Source organism: Cupriavidus sp. CuC1, from assembly GCF_044627735.1.
Lineage (GTDB): Bacteria > Pseudomonadota > Gammaproteobacteria > Burkholderiales > Burkholderiaceae > Cupriavidus > Cupriavidus ulmosensis.
Genome location: NZ_JBIUHC010000054.1, coordinates 39,290 through 60,172, shown reverse-complemented (window position 1 = coordinate 60,172; position 20,883 = coordinate 39,290). Strand labels below are relative to the sequence as shown.

The window sequence follows — 20,883 nt, the reverse complement described above, 5'->3', positions numbered from 1 at the left end:
CAGACCGCGCGGCGCGCGGCGCGCGGCGGCTTCGTTCGCGCCAGGCAGCCGCGCCTCGGGCCACAGCGCCAGCAAGGTGTCGTACCAGTCGTACTCCCCTTGCCCCTCGCCCATGTCGGCATCGAGACCGCTGCCCTGCGCCTGCGCGGACTGCGCAGTCCAGTCATAGCCGATGCGGATCACCGGCACGAGCTCGGCAGCCTGCCGCAGGAACGCTTCCTCGATCGGCCGGGGCGGCGTTGGCCCGAGCCAGATGACCGGGCCGTCCAGGTGCTGGGCCAGCCGGTGCAGCGTGCGGCGGCGCGCCGGCAGCGGATCGTCCGGTCCGGACAGGGCTTGCCAGAAGGCCATGACGATGCGCGCTTCCTCGCCAAGGAAGCGGGAGGACAGATGCGCGTAGGTCCGCTCCAGCGCGCCTTGCAGCAGGGCCGCACGGTCGTCCCCATCGACATCTTCGTCGCGGATGGCGTCGTCGTCGAGCCAGCGCGCGCTCAGTTCGTCGCTGATGGTGAGCAGCGTCTGCGCCAGCCCCCATGCCGCGGCCTCGGTCTGCGCGCCAAATGCGCGCCGCAGCCAGTCCTGCGCGCGGATGGCCTGCTGCACGGCCAGCAGCCGCGCCGCATGGCTGCGCACCGGGATCGGGTCGGGCGGCAGGTCGAGCAGCCAGTGGCCAATGGTGACGACGCGTGGCAGCAGCCGCGGCTTGCCGGCCGCGCGCGCGGCGGCATCCAGCGCCTGGCGCACGCCGGGGATCTGCGCAGCGGTGGGCACCACCACATGCGCGGCGGCTTGCTGCTCCCCGCAATGGTCGAGGAAATACCAGGCCGCGGCGGCGGCCTGCGCAAGGAAGTCGGGGCCGGGACGAAATTGCAGCGAGGTCATGAAGCGAGAGTGACGGCCGGATCGGATGCCATGGCAAGCAAGCGCGCGGCGGTCAGCGCGCGCAGCCGGGCATCGCGCATCGGGATGCGCGAAAAGCGCGGGAATACCCGGAGAGCGTTCAGTGGCTGCCGCCTTCAAGGCGCGTGCGGATTTCGCGCGCGGTCTCCAGCAAGCCTTGGTAGCCGGAGCGCGCGTGCTCGGGCAGGTCGGGGTCGCCTATCAGCGCGCCCAGGGTCTCGATGACGCTGTACAGGAGGCCCTTGGCCGCGCCGCCGGCAATGCTCTCCTGTTCGACCGCGGCATTGATGTGATCCAGCGCGTCGCTCAAGTGTTCCACTTCGGGAGGCTGCTCCGGATCCGGCTTGGAAGGGGTGTCTGGCGTCATGGTCTGTAGCCTTGTCTGTTGCGCGGGAAGGCGCCGGGCGCGAGGCCGGGCGCATGATTCTATTCTACGCGTCCGGTGGCGCCGCGCGACCTTTGCATCGCATGGGATTGCGCTTCTCGCAAGGCCGGCGCACCGGGTGTCCAAACACAAGGAACGTTATCGATACGTCACACGCCAGCCGCCTGGCGGCGAGCCTCGACGCACCTCCCGATTGATAAAAGCTCTTGCGCCGATTAATACAATCATCCCACCAGGCTTGGCTTCGCGGGCAGAATTGCACTACACGCCGCCGCACCGGCCGGTCTTATCACCGCGTACGGCAGCGCACCGTAAGGTTGGCGGGCAAGGTATTGAATTCCCATCAACTGGTAACATATCAGCAGCATCCCGCCTATCTTGGCTGTCCCGTCGCTCGGGCCGGCCTGCACCGGGTGAGGCGCCTGCCTACGGGGATGCGCAAACTCGTGTAATGTAGCGGTTCGGCAAATCCCGCCTTCAAATTAAACTGAGCGAAACCAGAGGTTTTCCGCCATGAGTGAACAAATCAAGTATGTGAGCGACGCCTCCTTTGACGCTGACGTGCTCCAGTCAGACAAGCCCGTCCTGCTCGATTTCTGGGCAGAATGGTGCGGTCCGTGCAAAATGATCGCCCCGATCCTGGACGAAGTGGCCAAGGACTACGGCGACAAGCTGCAGATCGCAAAGATCAACGTCGATGAGAACCAGCAAGTGCCGGCCAAGTTCGGCATCCGCGGCATCCCCACGCTGATCCTGTTCAAGAATGGCGCGGTTGCCGCGCAAAAGGTCGGCGCGCTGTCCAAGTCGCAACTGACCGCGTTCCTCGACGGCAATCTGTAAGACGCTTGCCCGGGGCGCGGCGCCTTCAGGTGCCCCCCCGGTGTAGCCACAATCCGACGTGCGTGCGCCTTCCCTGGCGCACCGTCCGGATTGTGCTAAGATGGCATCAACAACTTCCCCGAGCGTTCGCTCATTTCCTCCCCCTTCCTTTAGGTCCAGCCCGTCCGGGCGCCTCTGTACCCCTCGTCTATGCACCTGACAGAACTCAAATCGCTTCACGTGTCTGCGCTTCTCGAAATGGCCGCGACCCTCGAGATCGACAACGCACAACGGATGCGCAAACAGGAGCTGATGTTTGCGATCCTGAAGAAGCGCGCCAAGCTGGGCGAAATCATCTTTGGTGACGGCACCCTGGAAGTCCTGCCGGACGGCTTCGGCTTCCTGCGCTCGCCCGAGACCTCCTACCTGGCAAGCACGGACGACATCTACATCAGCCCTTCGCAGATCCGCCGCTTCAACCTGCATACCGGCGACACGATCGAGGGCGAAGTACGGACCCCCAAGGACGGCGAGCGCTATTTCGCGCTGGTGAAGGTGGACAAGGTCAACGGTCAAGCGCCTGAAGCGGTGAAGAACCGCATCATGTTCGAAAACCTGACGCCGCTGCACCCGAACCGGCCGCTGACGCTGGAGCGCGAAATCCGCGCCGAGGAAAACATCACCGGCCGGATCATCGACATGATCGCGCCGATCGGCCGTGGCCAGCGCGCCCTGCTGGTGTCCTCGCCCAAGTCCGGCAAGACCGTGATGCTGCAGCACATCGCCCACGCGATTGCGAACAACCATCCGGAAGCGGACCTGTTCGTGCTGCTGATCGACGAGCGCCCGGAAGAAGTGACCGAAATGATGCGCTCGGTGCGCGGTGAAGTGGTGGCGTCGACCTTCGACGAACCCGCCATCCGCCACGTGCAGGTCGCTGAAATGGTGATCGAAAAGGCCAAGCGCCTGGTCGAACTCAAGCGCGACGTGGTGATCCTGCTGGACTCGATCACCCGCCTGGCACGTGCCTACAACACGGTGGTGCCGGCCTCGGGCAAGGTGCTGACCGGTGGTGTGGACGCCAACGCCCTGCAACGCCCCAAGCGCTTCTTCGGCGCTGCGCGTAACCTGGAAGAAGGCGGCTCGCTGACCATCATCGCCACCGCGCTGATCGAAACCGGCAGCCGCATGGACGACGTGATCTACGAAGAGTTCAAGGGCACCGGCAACATGGAAGTGCACCTGGAACGCCGCCTGGCGGAAAAGCGCGTCTATCCGTCGATCAACCTGAACAAGTCCGGCACGCGCCGCGAAGAACTGCTGATCAAGCCGGAAATCCTGCAAAAGGTCTGGGTGCTGCGCAAGTTCATCTCGGACATGGACGAAGTGCAGGCCATGGAGTTCATCCTCGACAAGATGAAGGCGACCAAGAACAACGCCGAGTTTTTCGATATGATGCGCAGAGGCGGCTGATCGTTCGCTATGCCGCGCGCTGCGGTTCGCGCGCTGGCACTGCACTGGAAGGGCGTGCCTCGGCGCGCCCTTTTTGCATTTCCGCCCTGTGCCTTCAGGAGTCCCATGTTCGGCCGACTGAGCCACTTCCTGCGTGCGCGCTCGCGCGTGCGCAAACTCGAGCACTACGCGATCCCCGATGCGCTGTGGACGCACACTGTGGCCATGCTGCCGTTTGTGCAGCGCTATGGCGACGCCGATCTCGCCGCCCTGCGCGAGCTCGCCACGCTGTTCATTGCCGACAAGGAATACTCGACCGCGCATGACCTGCCGCTCACCGACGACATGGTGGCCAGCGTGGCGCTGCAGGCCTGCGTGCCCATCCTCAAGCTGGGCATCGAGTGGTACCGCGGCTGGCGCGGCATCGTGCTCTATCCCGGTGAATTCGTCATCCGCCGTACCGTCGAGGACGAGATCGGCCTGGTGCACGGTGTGGTCGAGGAAGCCAGCGGCGAAGCCTGGGAACATGGGCCGGTCATCCTCTCCTGGCCCGATGTGCAGACGCCCGGCGCCGGACTGAATGCGCGCCACGCCCACCACCCCGACGACACCTACAACGTGGTCATCCACGAGTTCGCCCACAAGCTCGACATGCTCGACGGCGAACCGGACGGCGTGCCGCCCTTCTCGCGCGTGCTCCATCCGGGCATCGACCGCGAACAATGGGCCGAGACCTTCCTCACCGAATACGACCGCTTCGCCGACGCATGCGAGCAGCAGTCCGACCATGCCTGGGACCATCCGGAACGGCTGCCGCCGGCGCTGCGGGTGATCGACCCGTATGGCTGCGAGGCGCCGAGCGAGTTCTTCGCGGTGGCCTCGGAGACCTTCTTTGTCGAGCCGGCTGGCCTGCGCCGGCACTGGCCGGTCCTCTATGATTCGCTCGCGGCGTTCTACCGTCAGGACCCGGCCTCGATGTGATCGAAGATCAATATTTCGGCACCCTCGTCCGCCCCGCGCATCGCGCACTCAAAACTTGCCCAGCATTTTGTTTTTCTGCGATAATCCCGGATTGTCCGTTATCGGCAAGTGGTTCGTTCGCCGCAACGCTGCCAGTGCAATCGGTGCAATCAGCGCATCCAGCTTTTGGCGCTTTTAGTCTTGGCAGCGGCAGCAGCACGGCAAACAACGGACTGGCTACCCAACCTGAAAGGAAACACCATGAAAGAAGGCATTCACCCGAATTATCGCGAAGTCGTATTCCTCGACGTGTCGAACGACTTCAGCTTCGTGACCCGCTCGACCATCCAGACGCGCGACACGATCACCCGCGACGGCAAGGAATACCCCCTGGCCAAGATCGAAGTTTCGTCGGAATCGCACCCGTTCTACACCGGCACCCAGAAGATCATGGACACGGCCGGCCGCGTCGAGAAGTTCCGTCAGAAGTTCGGCAGCAAGCTGAACAAGCTCACCGCGAAGTAATTCGCCGCGAGCCCGCTCGCTGCATGGCCTCGGACAAGATGCTCCGGCGCCGCGCACCCAAGCAAAGAGGCAGCATCGGCTGCCTCTTTGCTTTTGCAGCCTCCGCTGGATCGGCACCAACCGGCGCCGCCGGACGCAGCTAACCGGAAGCGCCCGCCCCGGCCGCCCCCAAGCCCCACCAATCAATGAGCGCAGCCAAGACTTCCCGTGTCCACCTGACCGCAGCCGCCACCGGCACGCTTCCGCGCGCGCTGCTGCTGGCCATCTGCATCATCTACGGCCTGGCTGGCCTGTTCGGCCGCGATCCATGGAAAAACGAGGATGCGGCCGGCTTCGGCGTGATGTGGCAACTTGCCACCGGAGGCACCCAGGACTGGCTGATGCCCAATATCGTGGGCCGCCCTTACGGCGAAGACGGCCCGCTGGTGTTCTGGGTTGGCGCCCTGATGATCCGGCTGTTTGGCGGCTGGCTCGGCGCGCCGGACGCGTCGCGCATCGCCACGGCACTCTTTTACTTTGGCACCTGCGCGCTGATCTGGTACGCCACCTACCTGCTCGGCCGGCGCGCCGAGGTGCAGCCTTTCGCCTATGTCTTCGGCGGCCAGCCCAACGCGCGCGACTACGGCCGCACGCTGGCCGACGGCGCCCTGCTGATTTTCCTGGCCTGCGTGGGCCTGGCCATGCGCGGCCACGAAACCACGCCGCAGGTGGGCCAGGTCTGCTTTGTCGCCATGAGCCTGTATGGCATGGTGCGCAGCCTGGACAAGCCGATCCAGGGCGGCATCTGGCTGGGCGTCGGGCTGGGTGCGCTGACCCTGTCCAGCGGGCCGGTCATCCCGCTGGTGTTGCTGGTGTCGGTCATCATCTGCGGCCTGGCCTGCAAGCCCCTGCCCTTGCCGCGCGTCTTGCTCGCGAGCGTACCGCTGGCGCTGGCGCTGGTGGCGGCCTGGATGGCCGCCGCCTACCTGGGCGCGACCGACCACAACGACGCCGTGACCTTTATCCGCGAGTGGTCGCGCTACGATCGCCGCACCTACGGCGCACCGAACGCCACCGCGCTCAACTTCATCGCACGCAACCTGCTGCTGTTTACCTGGCCGGTGTGGCCGATTGCCTGCTGGGCCTGGCTGAGCTGGTCGGGCATGCGCCGCGCGCCGCATGTGGCGCTGCCCCTGGCGATGCTGCTGCCGCCGCTGCTGCTGCTGTTCCTGCTGCGCTCGCCGGGCGACGTGCAGTTCATCCTGCTGCTGCCGCCGATGGCCGTGCTTGCCGCGTTCGGGTTGCCCACGCTCACGCGCGCCGCCATCAACGCGATCGACTGGTTCGCCCTGCTGTTCTTCACCATCTTCGGTGGCTTTGTCTGGTTCATGTGGATCGCCAGGACGACGGGCCAGCCCCCGCGCATCGCCGCCAATATCTACCGCCTGCTGCCGGGCTTCCAGCAAGACTTCACCGTCAGCGCGATCATCTATGCGCTGCTGGTGACGGCAGCCTGGATCCTGATCGTGCGCTGGCGCCTGTCGCGCGCGCCCAAGCAGATCTGGCGCCCCGTGGTGATCTCGGCCGCGGGCACCACGTTGATGTGGGTACTGGCAATGACGCTGTGGATGCCATCGATCAACTACGGCAAGACCTATCGCGATGTGGCCCAGGCCGCCTCGATGGCGCTGCCCACGGCTTATAACTGCGTGCAGCCGATTCGCATGGGCGACGCGCAGCTGGCCTCGTTTGCCTATTTCGGCCACATCCGCTTTGGCGGCCCGAACGACGGCTGCGACATCCTGCTGCGCCACGATCCCGTCGACTACGGCGAGCCCACCAGCATCTCGCATTTCGAATGGCGCCTGATCTGGGAAGGCCGACGCCCTTCCGACCGCGACGAGCGCTTCCGCATGTATCGCCTGGTCGATATGTCCCGGGTTGCGCCGCCCCGGCCCAGCCTGCCTGGGCGCCGGCTGCCGAGCCACCCCTGAGGTGACTGCGCCGCGCCTGCCCGCATGAACATGTTCCACGATATCCGCCGCATTTCCGTGCTGGCCGCGCCGGTCCTGGTCGGCCAGCTTGCGGTGATTGCCTTTGGCGTGATCGATACCATCATGGCCGGGCGGGCCTCGGCCATCGACCTGGCCGCCGTGGGGCTGGGCGGATCGATCTACGTCACGGTCTACATCAGCTTGATGGGCGTGCTGCAGGCGCTCGCCCCGATCGCCGGCCAGCTCCATGGCGCCGGGCGGGGGGCGGAAATCGGCAGCGAGGTCAGGCAGGCCGCGTGGCTGGGACTGGCGCTGGCGATCCCCGGCATGTTGCTGCTCTTGTTCCCCGGCCCGCTGCTGGAGTTTGCCCAGGCACCGCCGGAGCTGGTCGAGAAGGCCACGCACTACCTGCATATCCAGGCATTCGGCTTGCCGGCCGCACTTGGCTTTCGCATCTACTCCGCGCTCAACAACGCCTTGTCGCGCCCGGTCATGGTGACCGTGCTGCAGCTCGTCGGGCTGGTGGTGAAGATTCCGCTCAATGCCTGGTTTATCGACGGCGGATTCGGCCTGGCGCCGATGGGCGGGCCGGGCTGCGCGCTGGCCTCGGCGCTGATCAGCTGGATCTGGTGCATCTCTGGCGTCCTGATCCTGCGGCGCAACGCGGCCTACCGCCCCCTGCAGATCTTTTCCAGCTGGGCATGGCCGCAGGCGCGGCCGATCCGCGCGCTGCTGCGCCTGGGCGTGCCGATGGGGCTGACCTACCTGATCGAGATCACCTCGTTCACGCTGATGTCGATCTTCATCACGCGCATGGGCACCGTGGTGCTGGCTGGCCACCAGATCATCGCCAACCTCGGCGCGGTGGCCTACATGCTGCCGCTGTCGCTGGCGATCGCCACTTCCACGCTGGTCGCGCAGTCCATCGGCGCGCGCGACCAGGACGGCGCACGCCGCATTGCCCGGCGCGGCATCTGCCTGGCAGCAACGCTGGCGATCATGGTGGGCGGCCTGCTGTGGATCCTGCGGGAACCGCTGCTGCATGCCTACGCCAAGGATCCGGCAGTGGTACGCGCCGCCCTTCCTCTCATGTTGTTCATCGCCTTCTACCAGGGTTTCGACGCGGTACAGGTCATGACGGCGTTCATCCTGCGCGCCTACAAGATCGCACTGGTGCCTACCTTGATCTACGCGGTGTCCCTCTGGGGCGTCGGCCTGGGGGGCGGCTACGTGCTGGGCTTTGGCCTGATCGGCTCCCTGCCCGCCTTCACACGGGGTGCCGCGGGGTTCTGGCTGGCTAACAGCATCAGCCTGGCCATCGCCGGCTCGCTGCTGGTGCGCTACTTCGTCACCGTCAGCCGGCGCCGCGCACGCTGAACAAGCCTGGAACGCGCGGCGGATGGATTATCTCCACTGCGGCTAGGGCATATAGTCGAGCCATGGCCGACCGCCGCCGGCTACGACGCGATAATGCCTGCCTGGCTAGCAGGCGCGGCCGGACATAATGCGCCGCGCCACCACCGTGCGCGCGCCGAATCAAATAGCGGGGATTATCGGAAACTGCCTGAGCGAATGCCGGACAGCAAAAGAAAAAACCCGCATGGCATAACCATGCGGGTTTAGTTTTGGCGGAGTGGACGGGACTCGAACCCGCGACCCCCGGCGTGACAGGCCGGTATTCTAACCAACTGAACTACCACTCCATACTCTTGCTTGCCATCGACAGCGATGCTTTCGACGACAAACCGAACGTTTGGTTACGTTCGTTATTTGGCGTCCCCAAGGGGATTCGAACCCCTGTACTCACCGTGAAAGGGTGATGTCCTAGGCCTCTAGACGATGGGGACAGAAACTTGTCTTTCGACTTATTCCGTCTGGCACTGCGAAGACCTGAATAATCAGATCTTCACCGCACCTGGGAAGCCTCGATTTACTGCATTCGAAACTTCCGGCATTTTGGTGGAGCTAAGCGGGATCGAACCGCTGACCTCTTGCATGCCATGCAAGCGCTCTCCCAGCTGAGCTATAGCCCCATGGTACTACGTTGCTGCCTACTGCTTTTTACTACCACTGCGTTTCGCGTTTGTTTCTTCGTTTCAGCGAAGACAAGATTGTATAAACAACCTTGCTTTTTTGCAACCCCTTTTTTTAACTTTTTTCTGCGATCCGCATTACTGCGGGATTACTTCTTATCGCTTCCATCCGTTATGCCCGCTTGGTTTTTGTCCGCGCTGCAGGGAGAACGAGATTATGCTGAATTCCTGGCGGGAGCGCAAGCCCCCGCCAGAACTTTCTGCAAATTATTTCAGGCAAGCCCCGCCTGGATGCGGCGCAGCACCGTATCGCGCCCAAACAGCTCCAGCACGGCATCGATCGCAGGCGTCTGCAACTGCCCCGCCACAAGCAGGCGGACCGGCATGGCCAGCTTGGGCATCTTCAGGCCGAACTCGGCCAGCACCGCCTTGAAGGCCGCGCTGATCTCGTCGCGCCTCCACTCGGTGAGCGCCGCCAGCCGCGTGGCCAGGGCCTGCAGCGCCGGCAGGATGTCAGCGTTGAGGTGTTCCGCCTTGAGCGCCGGATCCGGCTGCGGCTCGCCACGGTAGAACAGCAGTGCGGCCTGCGCCACGTCCTTCAGGGTATTCGCACGGTCCTTCACCAGCCCGATGACGCCTTCCAGGCTTGCACCTTCCACCTTGCCACCCAGCGCCTCGATGAACGGCTGGGTCAGCCCGGCCAGGCGTGCGTTGTCGCCAACCTTGATGTAGTGGTTGTTCAGCCAGGCCAGCTTTTCCGGGTTGTACTGCGCCGGCGACTTGCCCAGGTGCTCCAGGTCGAACCACTCCACGAACTGCTCGCGCGAGAAGATTTCCGCATCGCCGTGCGCCCAACCCAGGCGGGCCAGGTAGTTGAGGACGGCCTCGGGCAGATAGCCTTCGTCGCGGTAGCCCGTCACGGGCATGGCGCCATGGCGCTTGCTCATCTTCTCGCCCTGCTCGTTGAGCACGGTCGGCAAGTGGGCGTACACGGGAGCAACGCCGCCCAGCGCACGGATGATGTTGATCTGGCGCGGGGTGTTGTTGACGTGGTCGTCGCCGCGGATCACGTGGGTGATGCGCATATCGAGATCGTCGATCACCACGCAGAAGTTGTAGGTCGGCGTGCCGTCAGGGCGGGCGATCACCAGGTCGTCCAGCTCGTCGTTGGAGATCTCGATCCGGCCCTTGACCGCGTCGTCCCAGACCACACTGCCGCCAATCGGGTTCTTGAAGCGGATTACCGGCTGCACGCCGGCCGGCGGGGCCGGCAGGACCTTGCCCGGCTCGGGGCGCCAGAAGCCGTTGTAGCGCGGCTTCTCACCCCGCTCGCGCTGCGCGTCGCGCAGGGCGTCGAGCTCTTCGGTGCTCATGTAGCAGGGATAGGCCAGCTCGCTGTCCAGCATCTGCTTGACCACCTCGCGATAGCGGTCCATGCGCTCCATCTGGTAGAACGGGCCTTCATCGATATCGAGATCGAGCCAGGCCATGCCTTCCAGGATCACGTCCACCGATTCCTGCGAAGAGCGTTCGACGTCCGTGTCCTCGATGCGCAGGATGAAATCGCCCTTCATGCGGCGCGCAAAGGCCCAGGGGTAGAGCGCGGAGCGAATATTGCCGAGGTGAATGAAGCCGGTCGGGCTCGGCGCGAAGCGGGTGCGGACGCGTTGTTGTGTCATATAGGAATGAAACAAAAAAGCCCGCGCACGAATGCGCGCAGGCCGGGGGGGTGTAGGATCGCCGCATTATAGCAAGCAGGGCGTGGCAGCCCGCCCCGCCCTGCCTCGAAATGCCCAGCCGCGCGGAATCATTTATGCTCTGCCCGGTCTGAATGCTGTCGCGCGGGACGCGTGGCCAGCGCGGACAGCATATTCCTGCCGTCACGCGCGCTGGTTGTGACGACTGCGCCATTTCTCTTCCCTCGGTTATCCATGCAACGACGCAACTTCCTTGGCGCCGGCGCGGCAGCGCTGCTGGCTGCCTGTTCCTTTGGCCCCAAGCCGGGCACCCTCACCGCCACGCCGGAAACACCGGCCGTGCCGCCCGCGGTGCCGCCTCGTCCCATCAAGATCGGCCTCGCGCTTGGCGGGGGCGCCGCGCGCGGGTTCGCCCATATCGGCGTGATCAAGGCACTCGAGGCCCAGGGCATCCACCCGGACCTCGTCACCGGCACCAGCGCGGGTGCGGTGGTCGCGGCGCTCTACGCTTCAGGCATGAGCGGCTTCCAGCTCAACAAGCTGGCGCTGACGATGGACGAAGCCGCCATCGCCGACTGGGCCCTGCCCTTCGGCACCCGTTTCGGCGGCTGGCTCAAGGGCGAGGCGCTGCAGAACTACATCAACAAGCTGATCGCCAATCGCCCGATCGAGTCCATGAAGCTGCCGCTGGGCATCGTCGCCACCGATCTCAAGACCGGCCAGGGGATCCTGTTCCGGCGCGGCAACACGGGCCAGGCGGTGCGCGCATCGAGCAGCGTGCCGGGGGTGTTCCAGCCAGTCTCGATCCAGGGACATGATTATGTGGACGGCGGACTGGTCGAGCCCGTGCCGGTGGATTCCGCGCGCACCATGGGCGCGGACTTCGTGATCGCCGTGAATATCTCCGCCGAGCCTTCCAGCCAGAAGAGCAACGGCCAGAGCGGTGTATTGCTGCAGACCACCGCCATCATGGGGCAGTCGATCAGCAAGATGGCGCTGGCGCGGGCCGACGTGGTGATCCGCCCCGACCTGCCGGACATGGGCGGCAGCGACTTCGCCTCACGCAACCGCGCCATCCTGGCTGGCGAGCAAGCCGCCGCCGCCGTGATGGCGAGCCTGCGCGACAAGCTGGCCCAGGCTCGGCTGCGGCCCGCCGGGACGGTGGCCGCGCAGTAAGGGCGGGCGCACGTGCCGCCGGGCGGCGGCACCCATGAAGAAAATGGAAAAAGGACTGCGTGGCAGTCCTTTTTCTTTGACCTGTGCGGACCGCGTCCGCCTGTCGATCAGCCGCCGTAGAGCGAACGGCCACCAGCGCTGGGGTCGAAGCGCTTCAGGGTCTCGACCATATTGCCAAGGTTGTTGGCGCTGCCGCTGTCCTGCGGCGCATCGTCGATACGGCGCGCGCCGTTGTAGCGCGTCACCCAATACGAGGCGCGCATGTCGTCGACACGGATCTTGCTGCCGGTGGACGGCGCGTGCACGAACTTGTTGTCGCCGATGTAGATGCCAACGTGCGAGAAGGTATGGCGCATGGTGTTGAAGAACACCAGGTCGCCGGGACGCAGGTCGTTGGAAGCCACCGTGGTGCCGACCTGGCTCATTTCAACCGAGCGGCGCGGCAGCACAAAGCCAAAGGTGTCGTTGAACACGTAGCGAACGAAGCCGCTGCAGTCCAGGCCCGATTCGGGGCTGTTGCCACCAAAGCGGTAGCGCACGCCGATCAGCCCGAGGGCGTTCATGACGAGGTCGCCGGCCTTGCTGGCCACATGGCTGGTGGAGCTCATGACCGAAGAGAGCAAGCCGCGCTTGCCTTCCGGATGCGGCTCTGCGCTCAGTTCGGTACGTGCGTCGATGCGGGCGTCGGGATCCTTGAAGACCGTATCAGCCAGCACTCCATTCGATAGAGTGGCACCGCAGGCAATGGCAATTCCTACGGCGCCGCGCGCCAGGGAATGAAGCATTCGCTGCATTGGTTCTCCTGATGAATCGTTCTAGACCAGGCCTGGGAAAACACACCGGGCGGGCTTGAAATCAATGGGATGACTCGCATGCAAAAAGCGGACCAAGTGATGCAAACCACTCGCCACACGCATAAGAGACGCGCGAACCACCCCCGAAATTAGTTCTCGCCGGATGGTATAAGGTTGTCATCCACATGTCAAAGTTCGTTACAAAATTCAGATAAAAGGCTTTGCAATCAAGGCTATACGACGAAAGTCGCAGAAGCTTTCTCAGTTTGATTATGTCAACCGCAGGTCAATCGGGTGACACCCTGAGTTCGGCCGCACCAATTTGTGGCAGCGTCGGGTCGCTCGCACCAATTTCGGCCGCGATCATGAGCTTGCGGGTGTATGCGTGCTGTGGAGCACCCAGGACAGCCTCGGTATCCCCCGCCTCGACCACCTCGCCGGACTTCATCACGATGACCCGGTGCGCCATGGCGCGGATCACCGCCAGGTCGTGGCTGATGAAGAGATAGCTCAGGTTGTACTTGCGCTGCAGCTGCGACAGGAGCGCGAGCACCTGCTGCTGGATGGACACGTCGAGCGCCGATGTGGGTTCGTCGAGCACCAGCACCTGCGGCTTGAGGATCAGCACGCGCGCGATGGCAACGCGCTGGCGCTGGCCGCCGGAGAACTCGTGCGGATACCGCCCCAGGGCAGTGCGGTCCATGCCTACCTCGCGCAGCGCCTCGGTGACGCGCTGGCGCATGGCATCGCGCGACAGGCCCGGCTGGTGCAAGGCCAGGCCCTCCCCCACGATCTGCTCGATGGTCATGCGCGGCGACAGCGAGCCGAACGGGTCCTGGAACACCACCTGCAAGCGCGATCGCAACGTGCTGCGCTCGCGCCGGGAGACCTCGTCCAGGCTCTTGCCCAGGAACTGGATATCCCCGGCGCCGCGGCGCTGCAGGTTCAGCACGGCATGGGCCAGCGTGGTCTTGCCGGAGCCCGACTCGCCCACGATGCCGATGGTCTCACCCTCGCGCAGCGCAAAATTCACGTCCTTGACCGCGGCAAACTGGTCACGGCCAAACCACCCGGCCAGGCCGCGGCGCTTGCGCGCATAGTTCACGCACAAGCCGCGCGCCTCCAGCAACACCGGCGCGAGCGGCACCAGCGGCAGCACCTCGCGGCGCGGCCGGCTGTCGATCAGCTTACGGGTGTACGGGTGCTGGGGCGCGGCGAAGACCGTGGCGGTCTCGCCCACCTCGACCAGCACGCCCTTCTCCATCACCCCCACCCGCTGGGCGAAGGCCCGCACCAGGTTGAGGTCGTGCGTGATCAGCATGACGGCCATGCCGAACTCCGCCTGCAGGTCGCGCAGCAGCTCCAGGATCTGGACGCGAATGGTGACGTCCAGCGCCGTGGTGGGCTCGTCGGCAAGCAGCAGCTTGGGCCGGCAGGCGAGCGCCATGGCGATCATGGCGCGCTGGCGCTGGCCGCCCGAAAGCTGGTGGGGAAAGCTGTCGAAACGGTGCGCCGCGTCGCTGATGCCCGTGCGCTCCAGCAGCGCGATGGCGCGCTCGCGCGCCGCACGCCGGTCCAGGCCCTCATGCAGCGCCAGCGTCTCTACGATCTGGTTGCCGATCGTGTAGAGCGGGTTGAGCGCGGTCATCGGCTCCTGGAAGATCATGGCGATGTCGGCGCCGCGGATGCCGCGCATCTCGCGCTCCGACACCTTGAGCAGGTCGCGCCCCTCGAAGCGCACCGAGCCCTGGTAGCGCGCGTCCTCCACCAGGCGCAGCATGGCCAGCGCCGTGACCGTCTTGCCCGAGCCGGACTCGCCCACCAGCGCGAAACGCTCGCCGGCACGCAGGTCGAAGCTGACATCGCGCACCGCCCGGGTGGCATCCTCGCCATGGCCAAAGGTGACCGACAAGCGGTCGATGCACATCAGCGGGCCGCCTGCATCGCCTTTGGCTTGCGCGGGTTGCGTTGGGTCCATCGCGCTGGCTTGTGTAGCCTGCGTGGCCTGCGTGGCTTGTTGCAGTGCGCTCATGACGCCGCCTCGGCCGCGGGCGAACCCTCCGGCGCCTTCGGCTCTACACGGCCGCGCAGCTGGGCCAGGCCCAGGCGCGTATCGAAGGCGTCGCGCAGCGCGTCGCCCATGAACGTCAGCAGCAATAGCGTCACCACCAGCACGGCAAAGGTCGACAAGGAAATCCACCAGGCATCGAGGTTGGCCTTGCCCTGCGCCAGCAGCTCGCCCAGGCTCGGCGTGGTAGGCGGCACGCCCAGGCCGAGGAAGTCGAGGCTGGTCAGGGCCAGGATGGCAGCGCTCATGCGGAATGGCAGGAAGGTGATGACCGGCGTCAGGCTGTTGGGCAGGATATGGCGCCACATGATCTGTACATTGGACAGTCCCAGCGCCCGCGCCGCCTTGACGTAGTCAAGCGAGCGGTTGCGATAGAACTCGGCGCGAACATAGTCGGACAGACCCATCCAGCCGAACAGCGAAAGCAGGATGATCAGCAGCGCCAGGCTCGGCGTGAAGATCGAGGCGAAGATGATCAGCAGGTAGAGCTCGGGCATCGAGCTCCAGATCTCGATGGCACGCTGCGAGATCAGGTCGAAGCGCCCGCCGAAGAATCCCATCAGGGCGCCCGTCAAGGTGCCGATCACCACGCCGATCAACGTCAGCGCCAGGCTGAACAGCACCGAGACGCGGAACCCATAGAGCAGCCGCGCCAGCACATCGCGCCCGCGATCGTCGGTGCCCAGCCAGTTCTCCGCCGAAGGCGGCGCCGGGTTGGGCTCCTTGGAGAAATAGTTGATCGAGTCGTATGAGTACCGGTTGGGCGGGAAGATCGCGAAATTGCCGTTGCTGGTGATGCGATCGCGGATAAACGGATCGAGATAGTCAGCCTTGGTGGGAAAGTCCCCGTCGAACGTGCTCTCGGCGTAGGTCTTGACGATGGGGAAATACCACTCACCCTTGTACTTCACCACCAGCGGCCGGTCGCTGGACAAGGTCTCGGCGACCATGCTCAGCAGGAAAATGGCGACGAACAGGATCAGGCTCCAGTAGCCCAGGCGATTGCGGCGAAAGCGTTGCCAGGCGCGCTGGCGCGGCGACGGGGAATGCGGCAGCCCATTGGGGAGCGTGCGCGAGCTGAATTTCATCGGTGCACCGCCTCGAAGTGGATGCGCGGGTCGACCATCACATAGCAAACGTCGGAGATCAGCCGCGTCACCAGGCCGATCAGGGTGAACAGGTAGAGCGTGCCCAGCACGACAGGATAGTCCCGCCGCAACACGGCCTCGTAGGACAGCAGGCCGAGCCCGTCAAGCGAGAACAAGGTTTCGATCAGCAGCGAGCCGGTGAAGAAAGCACCGATGAAGGCCGCCGGGAAACCGGTCACGAGTGGAATCAGCGCGTTACGGAAAACGTGCTTCCATAGCACGCGCCGCTCCGCCAGCCCCTTGGCGCGAGCGGTCAGGACGTACTGCTTGCGGATCTCTTCCAGGAACGCGTTCTTGGTCAGCATGGTGACCACGGCGAAGCTACCCACCACGGAGGCGGTGATCGGCAGCACCAGGTGCCACAGGTAATCCATCACCTTACCCATCAGCGTGAGCTGGTCCCAGTTATCCGACGTGAGGCCGCGCAAGGGGAACCACTGCACAAAGGTGCCGCCCCCGAACAGCACCAGCAGCAACACGCCCAGCACGAAGCCGGGAATGGCATAGCCCACCAGTACCACCATGCTGGTCACGACATCGAAGCGGCTGCCCGCCCGGATCGCCTTGGAGATCCCGAGCGGCACCGATATCAGGTAGGTCAGGAAGAAGGTCCACAGACCCAGGCTGACCGAGACCGGCATCTTCGACTTCACCAGTTCCCACACGCTGCGGTGCTGGAAATAGCTCTGTCCCAGGTCAAACTGGGCGAAGCGCTTGAGCATCATGAAATAGCGCTCCAGCGGCGGCTTGTCGAAGCCGTACAGGGCCTGGATCTCCTTGATCTTGTCGGGGTCCACGCCGCGCCGGCCGCGATATTCGGCACCGCCGCCACTGGCCTCCCCGCCACCGCCGCCCCGTCCCTTGAGCTCCAGCATCATTTGTTCGACCGGCCCTCCCGGCACGAACTGGATCACCGCGAACGTCAGCGTGATGACGCCGAGCAGGGTCGGGATCATCAGCAGTACGCGCTTGAGCAGATAGGCGAGCATCTTGTTTCCTTGTCGCGCTTATTGAGCGGCCGGCTTGGTGTCGGCGCGCCACCAGTTGCTCAGGATCCAGCCTTCGGCCGTGTAGTAGTACGGCAGGCGCTGCGGATAGATCAGCTCCTTCCGGTAGGCCACCCGATGCGACGCGCTATACCAGTTGGGCACGATGTAGTAGCCGTGCATCAGCACGCGGTCCAGTGCCCGCCCGGCGTTGACCAGTTCTTCGCGAGTATGGGCGTGCAGGACATTGTCCACCAAGCGGTCGATCGCCGGCGATTTCAGGCCAAACAGATTGTCGGATCCGGGCGTGCCGGCAGCCTCGCTGTTGAAGCGGTCGCGCAGCTCGTTGCCGGGGCTCTGCGAATCCGGGAAACGGATCGACACCATGTCGAAGTCGAAGTCTTCAAGCCGCTTCTGGTACAGCGCGAAATCGGTGGTGCGCTGGTTCACCTCGATGCCCAGCTTTTCCAGGTTGCGCACGTAGGTGGTGATGACGCGGCTCATGGCGCCGCCGTCGTCCAGGAACTCGAAGACGAAGGGCTCGCCCTTGGCATTGCGCAGCGCACCATCCTCGTACGTCCAGCCGGCCTGCGCCAGCAGCCGGCGCGCATCGCGCAGGTTGTCCCGCAGCGAACGCGGCGGATTGGTGGCGGGCTGCGAGACGATGGGACCGAACACCTCGGGCGCGAGCTGCGCGCGCATCGGCTCCAGCAGTTCCAGCTCGCCGGGGCCGGGCCGGCCGTCGAACGTGGCACTGGCGGCCAGCTCGCTGTTGGAAAACCAGCTATCGAGGCGGCGATACGCGCCATAGAACAGCTGGCGGTTGAGCCACTCGAAATCCAGCGCCAGGATCAGGGCTTGCCGCACCCGCACGTCCTGGAACATCGGCTTGCGCATGTTCATGACGAAGCCCTGCATGCCGGCTCCGTTGCGGTGCGGAAAATCGGTCTTGAGCAGTTCGCCGTTGGAAAAGCGCTTGCCCTCATAGCTCTTGGCCCAGCTCTTGGCCTTGTACTCGACGATGGCATCGAACTCGCCCGCCTTGAAGGCTTCGAGCTTGGCGGTCTCGTCCTTGTACAGGCGATAGACCACCCGGTCGAAGTTGAAGGTACCGCGCCGCACCGCCAGGTCCTTGCCCCAATACGACGGGTCGCGCTTGAAGGTGATGCCGCGCCCGGCATCGTAGCGCTCGATCAGGTAGGGCCCGCTGGTCACCGGATCCTCGAAGGTCAGCTTGTCGAACGATACCGTGGCGGTCCATTTCTTCGAGAACACCGGCAAGGAGCCGACAATCAGCGGCAGCTCGATATTGCGCTGCTTGAAATCGAACCGCACCGTGCGCGGGTCCACCACCGTGACGGCCTTCACATCCGTGCACATGCTGCGGTAGCCGGGGCTGGATGCCTTGCTCATCAGCATGTCGTAGGAGTACTTGACGTCGCTGGCCAGCACCGGATCGCCGTTGCTGAAGCGCGCCTGCGCCCGGATGCGGAAGGTAACGGACAGTTCGTCCGGCGCCACGGTCACGTCTTCCGCCAGCAAGCCATAGGCGCTGGCGGTTTCATCGCTGCTGGCAATCAGCAGCGACTCGAACATCAGCGCATTCACGCCCGGGGCGGAGGTACCCTTGAGCGTGAACGGATTGAACTTGTCGAAGCTGGTGCGGCGGTCCGGGTTCGCGAGCGTCAGCGTGCCGCCGCGCGGCGCGTCCGGGTTGGCGTAATCGAAATGGGTGAAGTCGGCGGGATACTTGAGGCCGCCATATTGTGCGAAGCCATGGGCGGCTCCGGCTGACAAGGGAAAACCCGCGGTACACAGGGCTACTAATCCACAGCCCAGCGCCGCAAATGTGCGGAAGCGCTGCCATGCCGCCTGAAGCGGTCTACGTGCGCGAATATGCATCCGGTCTGGGTCCTCCACCTGAATCGGATAGTCCGCAGCCTTCGGCGGCGCGGTCAAGTTATGAGACAATTTTACATGGGTTCGGCTGGCATCCAGCCATCCGGACATTCCAGTACGCGGCACCGCCGTCTTGCCGGTCGTCAGCCTGCTGCAAAGCAGCCGCCGCGCGGTGCGCGCCGCAACCCGGACGCCATTGCACGAAACGTGCCCGTCCATCTCGAAGATCATTGGAGAAGTTATGGGATTTCTCGCAGGTAAGCGAATCCTGATCACCGGCTTGTTGTCCAACCGCTCGATCGCCTACGGCATCGCAACGGCCTGCAAGCGCGAAGGCGCCGAGCTCGCATTCACCTATGTCGGCGAGCGGTTCAAGGACCGCATCAACGACTTTGCCAAGGAATTCGGCAGCAGCCTGGTATTCGAATGCGACGTTGGCAGCGACGAGCAGATCGCCGCCACCTTCGCCGCGCTCGGCCAGAGCTGGGACAAGCTCGATGGCCTGGTGCATTCGATCGGCTTCGCGCCGCGCGAGGCCATCGCCGGCGACTTCCTGGAAGGCCTCTCACGCGAATCCTTCCGCGTGGCGCACGACATCTCCGCCTACAGCTTCCCCGCGCTGGCCAAGGCCGCCTTGCCCATGCTGTCGGACAAGGCCTCGCTGCTGACGCTGACCTACCTCGGCGCCCAACGCGTGGTCCCGAACTACAACACCATGGGCCTGGCCAAGGCATCGCTGGAAGCCAGCGTGCGCTACCTGGCCGCCTCGGTGGGCCCGCGCGGCATTCGCGCCAATGGCATTTCCGCCGGCCCGATCAAGACCCTGGCCGCTTCCGGCATCAAGGGCTTCGGCAAGCTGCTGGGCCACATCGAAGAGGCAGCGCCGCTGCGCCGCAATGTGACCATCGACGAGGTCGGCAACGTGGCCGCCTTCCTGCTGTCGGACCTGTCCAGCGGCGTGACCGGCGAGATCACCTACGTGGACGCCGGCTTCAATACGGTGGGCGCGAGCCTGCCGGAAGAAGTGTAAATCCCGGCACGGCCGCCTCTCGCGGCGGCCATCGCAATAATGAGGCGTACGGCTTTGGCCGACGCCCCTTTTTAGTGCCCGCCCGTCGGCACAGCGCGCGCAGCCTATTCGGCACCCTCTCCGGCCAGGCGGCCCGAGCGCAGATAAGCGACGATGGGCGCCCAGAACGCGTCCTGCCGCTCCGGCTGGATCGCCGCATCGTGCGGCAGCGCCGGCAGCGCCACCAGCCGGCTGGGGCCGCCGGCAGCGCGCTCCAGCCGTTCGGCATGCGCGAAGGGAATCACCTCGTCCGCGCGGCTGTGCACAAGCAGCAGCGGCAGCATCGATTTTCGCAGCTGATCCTCGTTGTCCCACGGCTCAGGAAGCAGCCTGGCGATCCACGCCGGCACCCGCCCCGTCACCACTGCCGCCTCGCGCGCGGACGTGAAGCCTGCGGCAATCACAAGGCCCGCGGGCGCCGGGCGCAAGGCGGAGATCACGTCCAGCAGCACCCCGGATCCCAGTGAAAAGCCCATCACATAGCGCCGGCTGGCCCGCGGCGTCATGGCGAGGAACTGTCCATACGCAGCCAAGCCGTCCTCATGCAGGTTGACCACGCGGGGCTTGCCGCCGCTGGCGCCGTAGCCGCTGTAGTCGAACACGCAGGACGAGATCCCGTTGCGGTAGAGCAGCGCCTGCGCGCTGGCCCAGTCGGACAGGTTTTCCTCATCGCCGTGGTAGATCAGCACGGCGGGCGCATCACCGCCCTGCGCCAGGACGCAAGCGGCGCGCAACATGCGCTCGCCACTGGCAAACGCGAACTGGCGCGACGCGACGCCCAGGCGGTCCGGCGTCATCAAGTCGGCCGCGCCGGCCGGCTTGGGCTCGAACACGTCCTCCTCGACCGCCAGGAACAAGGCATGGCGGGCAACGGCAGCCAGCATCAGCAGGCAGGCGCCGCCGGCCAGCCAGTAACGGAGCTTCCTGCCAGCGCCTGGGGTGGACTTCGCCATGGGAATGGGAATACGGAAAATGGCCTCGGGAAAGGCGCCGTGACAA

16 protein-coding genes, 3 tRNA genes and 1 pseudogene are annotated in these 20,883 nt (G+C 65.0%); 8 read left to right on the top strand and 12 right to left on the bottom strand.

The window, feature by feature from the left end:
- Positions 1 to 882, bottom strand: a pseudogene (locus tag ACGLHR_RS22890) (recombinase RecB); the annotation flags it as partial.
- Between the two features lie 118 nt (positions 883 to 1,000).
- On the bottom strand, positions 1,001 to 1,267 hold the full coding sequence (locus ACGLHR_RS22885) for a hypothetical protein (RefSeq protein ID WP_318231114.1): 267 nt from the start codon (positions 1,265 to 1,267) through the stop codon (positions 1,001 to 1,003).
- 531 nt (positions 1,268 to 1,798) lie between these two features.
- Between ACGLHR_RS22885 and trxA the strand changes: the two genes are divergently transcribed.
- The 6 genes from trxA to ACGLHR_RS22855 all read left to right on the top strand — a co-directional run bounded on the left by trxA (position 1,799) and on the right by ACGLHR_RS22855 (position 8,391).
- Positions 1,799 to 2,125 carry a thioredoxin TrxA gene (gene trxA, locus ACGLHR_RS22880; RefSeq protein ID WP_010814265.1) on the top strand — a complete coding sequence of 109 codons (327 nt, stop codon included), beginning with the start codon at positions 1,799 to 1,801 and terminating at the stop codon, positions 2,123 to 2,125.
- A gap of 189 nt (positions 2,126 to 2,314) precedes the next feature.
- Positions 2,315 to 3,577: a transcription termination factor Rho gene (gene rho, locus ACGLHR_RS22875; RefSeq protein WP_043347534.1), complete on the top strand. Its 1,263-nt coding sequence runs from the start codon at positions 2,315 to 2,317 to the stop codon at positions 3,575 to 3,577.
- A gap of 105 nt (positions 3,578 to 3,682) precedes the next feature.
- A complete protein-coding gene (locus ACGLHR_RS22870; RefSeq protein WP_267603673.1) occupies positions 3,683 to 4,537 on the top strand; it encodes a M90 family metallopeptidase in 855 nt (284 codons plus the stop codon).
- 240 nt (positions 4,538 to 4,777) lie between these two features.
- Positions 4,778 to 5,041 carry a type B 50S ribosomal protein L31 gene (locus ACGLHR_RS22865; protein ID WP_006157720.1) on the top strand — a complete coding sequence of 88 codons (264 nt, stop codon included), beginning with the start codon at positions 4,778 to 4,780 and terminating at the stop codon, positions 5,039 to 5,041.
- A 185-nt stretch (positions 5,042 to 5,226) separates the two neighbouring features.
- Positions 5,227 to 7,014, top strand: a complete 1,788-nt coding sequence (locus ACGLHR_RS22860; RefSeq protein WP_400096484.1) for an ArnT family glycosyltransferase — start codon at positions 5,227 to 5,229, stop codon at positions 7,012 to 7,014.
- A gap of 24 nt (positions 7,015 to 7,038) precedes the next feature.
- Entirely contained in the window at positions 7,039 to 8,391 is a 1,353-nt protein-coding gene (locus ACGLHR_RS22855; protein ID WP_400096483.1) for an MATE family efflux transporter, read from the top strand.
- Positions 8,392 to 8,640: 249 nt separating this feature from the next.
- On the opposite strand, the gene ACGLHR_RS22850 is transcribed toward ACGLHR_RS22855, so the two are convergent.
- The 4 genes from ACGLHR_RS22850 to gltX all read right to left on the bottom strand — a co-directional run bounded on the left by ACGLHR_RS22850 (position 8,641) and on the right by gltX (position 10,726).
- Positions 8,641 to 8,717: transfer RNA gene (locus tag ACGLHR_RS22850), tRNA-Asp, on the bottom strand.
- Positions 8,718 to 8,785: 68 nt separating this feature from the next.
- A tRNA-Glu gene (locus tag ACGLHR_RS22845) sits at positions 8,786 to 8,861 on the bottom strand.
- Positions 8,862 to 8,971: 110 nt separating this feature from the next.
- Positions 8,972 to 9,047: transfer RNA gene (locus ACGLHR_RS22840), tRNA-Ala, on the bottom strand.
- Positions 9,048 to 9,319: 272 nt separating this feature from the next.
- Positions 9,320 to 10,726, bottom strand: coding sequence for a glutamate--tRNA ligase (gene gltX, locus ACGLHR_RS22835; protein WP_400096482.1), 1,407 nt, complete (start codon positions 10,724 to 10,726; stop codon positions 9,320 to 9,322).
- 252 nt (positions 10,727 to 10,978) lie between these two features.
- Between gltX and ACGLHR_RS22830 the strand changes: the two genes are divergently transcribed.
- Positions 10,979 to 11,920 carry a patatin-like phospholipase family protein gene (locus tag ACGLHR_RS22830; protein ID WP_400096481.1) on the top strand — a complete coding sequence of 314 codons (942 nt, stop codon included), beginning with the start codon at positions 10,979 to 10,981 and terminating at the stop codon, positions 11,918 to 11,920.
- 107 nt (positions 11,921 to 12,027) lie between these two features.
- Here the strand turns inward: ACGLHR_RS22830 and ACGLHR_RS22825 are convergent, their stop codons facing one another.
- The 5 genes from ACGLHR_RS22825 to ACGLHR_RS22805 all read right to left on the bottom strand — a co-directional run bounded on the left by ACGLHR_RS22825 (position 12,028) and on the right by ACGLHR_RS22805 (position 18,818).
- Positions 12,028 to 12,714 carry a C40 family peptidase gene (locus tag ACGLHR_RS22825; protein ID WP_400096480.1) on the bottom strand — a complete coding sequence of 229 codons (687 nt, stop codon included), beginning with the start codon at positions 12,712 to 12,714 and terminating at the stop codon, positions 12,028 to 12,030.
- Between the two features lie 286 nt (positions 12,715 to 13,000).
- Positions 13,001 to 14,692 (bottom strand): ABC transporter ATP-binding protein, encoded by a 1,692-nt coding sequence (locus ACGLHR_RS22820; protein ID WP_400096487.1) that lies wholly within the window; start codon positions 14,690 to 14,692, stop codon positions 13,001 to 13,003.
- 50 nt (positions 14,693 to 14,742) lie between these two features.
- Complete coding sequence (locus ACGLHR_RS22815) at positions 14,743 to 15,870, bottom strand: ABC transporter permease (RefSeq protein ID WP_400096479.1); 1,128 nt, start codon at positions 15,868 to 15,870, stop codon at positions 14,743 to 14,745.
- On the bottom strand, positions 15,867 to 16,919 hold the full coding sequence (locus tag ACGLHR_RS22810; RefSeq protein WP_150983328.1) for a microcin C ABC transporter permease YejB: 1,053 nt from the start codon (positions 16,917 to 16,919) through the stop codon (positions 15,867 to 15,869). Before ACGLHR_RS22810 ends, ACGLHR_RS22815 begins: the two co-directional genes overlap by 4 nt.
- Before the next feature lie 18 nt (positions 16,920 to 16,937).
- Positions 16,938 to 18,818: an extracellular solute-binding protein gene (locus ACGLHR_RS22805; RefSeq protein WP_400096478.1), complete on the bottom strand. Its 1,881-nt coding sequence runs from the start codon at positions 18,816 to 18,818 to the stop codon at positions 16,938 to 16,940.
- A 238-nt stretch (positions 18,819 to 19,056) separates the two neighbouring features.
- Here ACGLHR_RS22805 and fabI point away from each other — a divergent pair, with 238 nt between their 5' ends.
- A complete protein-coding gene (gene fabI / locus ACGLHR_RS22800; RefSeq protein ID WP_318231122.1) occupies positions 19,057 to 19,845 on the top strand; it encodes an enoyl-ACP reductase FabI in 789 nt (262 codons plus the stop codon).
- Positions 19,846 to 19,949: 104 nt separating this feature from the next.
- Here fabI and ACGLHR_RS22795 read toward each other — a convergent pair whose 3' ends face one another.
- Positions 19,950 to 20,837 carry an alpha/beta hydrolase gene (locus ACGLHR_RS22795; protein ID WP_400096477.1) on the bottom strand — a complete coding sequence of 296 codons (888 nt, stop codon included), beginning with the start codon at positions 20,835 to 20,837 and terminating at the stop codon, positions 19,950 to 19,952.
- Positions 20,838 to 20,883: the final 46 nt, after the last annotated feature.

Coding starts and splice junctions, on each gene's coding strand:
- ACGLHR_RS22885 (WP_318231114.1), bottom strand. CDS start 1,267: ATGACGCCAGACACCCCTTCCAAGCCGGATCCGGAGCAGCCTCCCGAA.
- trxA (WP_010814265.1), top strand. CDS start 1,799: ATGAGTGAACAAATCAAGTATGTGAGCGACGCCTCCTTTGACGCTGAC.
- rho (WP_043347534.1), top strand. CDS start 2,315: ATGCACCTGACAGAACTCAAATCGCTTCACGTGTCTGCGCTTCTCGAA.
- ACGLHR_RS22870 (WP_267603673.1), top strand. CDS start 3,683: ATGTTCGGCCGACTGAGCCACTTCCTGCGTGCGCGCTCGCGCGTGCGC.
- ACGLHR_RS22865 (WP_006157720.1), top strand. CDS start 4,778: ATGAAAGAAGGCATTCACCCGAATTATCGCGAAGTCGTATTCCTCGAC.
- ACGLHR_RS22860 (WP_400096484.1), top strand. CDS start 5,227: ATGAGCGCAGCCAAGACTTCCCGTGTCCACCTGACCGCAGCCGCCACC.
- ACGLHR_RS22855 (WP_400096483.1), top strand. CDS start 7,039: ATGAACATGTTCCACGATATCCGCCGCATTTCCGTGCTGGCCGCGCCG.
- gltX (WP_400096482.1), bottom strand. CDS start 10,726: ATGACACAACAACGCGTCCGCACCCGCTTCGCGCCGAGCCCGACCGGC.
- ACGLHR_RS22830 (WP_400096481.1), top strand. CDS start 10,979: ATGCAACGACGCAACTTCCTTGGCGCCGGCGCGGCAGCGCTGCTGGCT.
- ACGLHR_RS22825 (WP_400096480.1), bottom strand. CDS start 12,714: ATGCAGCGAATGCTTCATTCCCTGGCGCGCGGCGCCGTAGGAATTGCC.
- ACGLHR_RS22820 (WP_400096487.1), bottom strand. CDS start 14,692: ATGGACCCAACGCAACCCGCGCAAGCCAAAGGCGATGCAGGCGGCCCG.
- ACGLHR_RS22815 (WP_400096479.1), bottom strand. CDS start 15,870: ATGAAATTCAGCTCGCGCACGCTCCCCAATGGGCTGCCGCATTCCCCG.
- ACGLHR_RS22810 (WP_150983328.1), bottom strand. CDS start 16,919: ATGCTCGCCTATCTGCTCAAGCGCGTACTGCTGATGATCCCGACCCTG.
- ACGLHR_RS22805 (WP_400096478.1), bottom strand. CDS start 18,818: ATGCATATTCGCGCACGTAGACCGCTTCAGGCGGCATGGCAGCGCTTC.
- fabI (WP_318231122.1), top strand. CDS start 19,057: ATGGGATTTCTCGCAGGTAAGCGAATCCTGATCACCGGCTTGTTGTCC.
- ACGLHR_RS22795 (WP_400096477.1), bottom strand. CDS start 20,837: ATGGCGAAGTCCACCCCAGGCGCTGGCAGGAAGCTCCGTTACTGGCTG.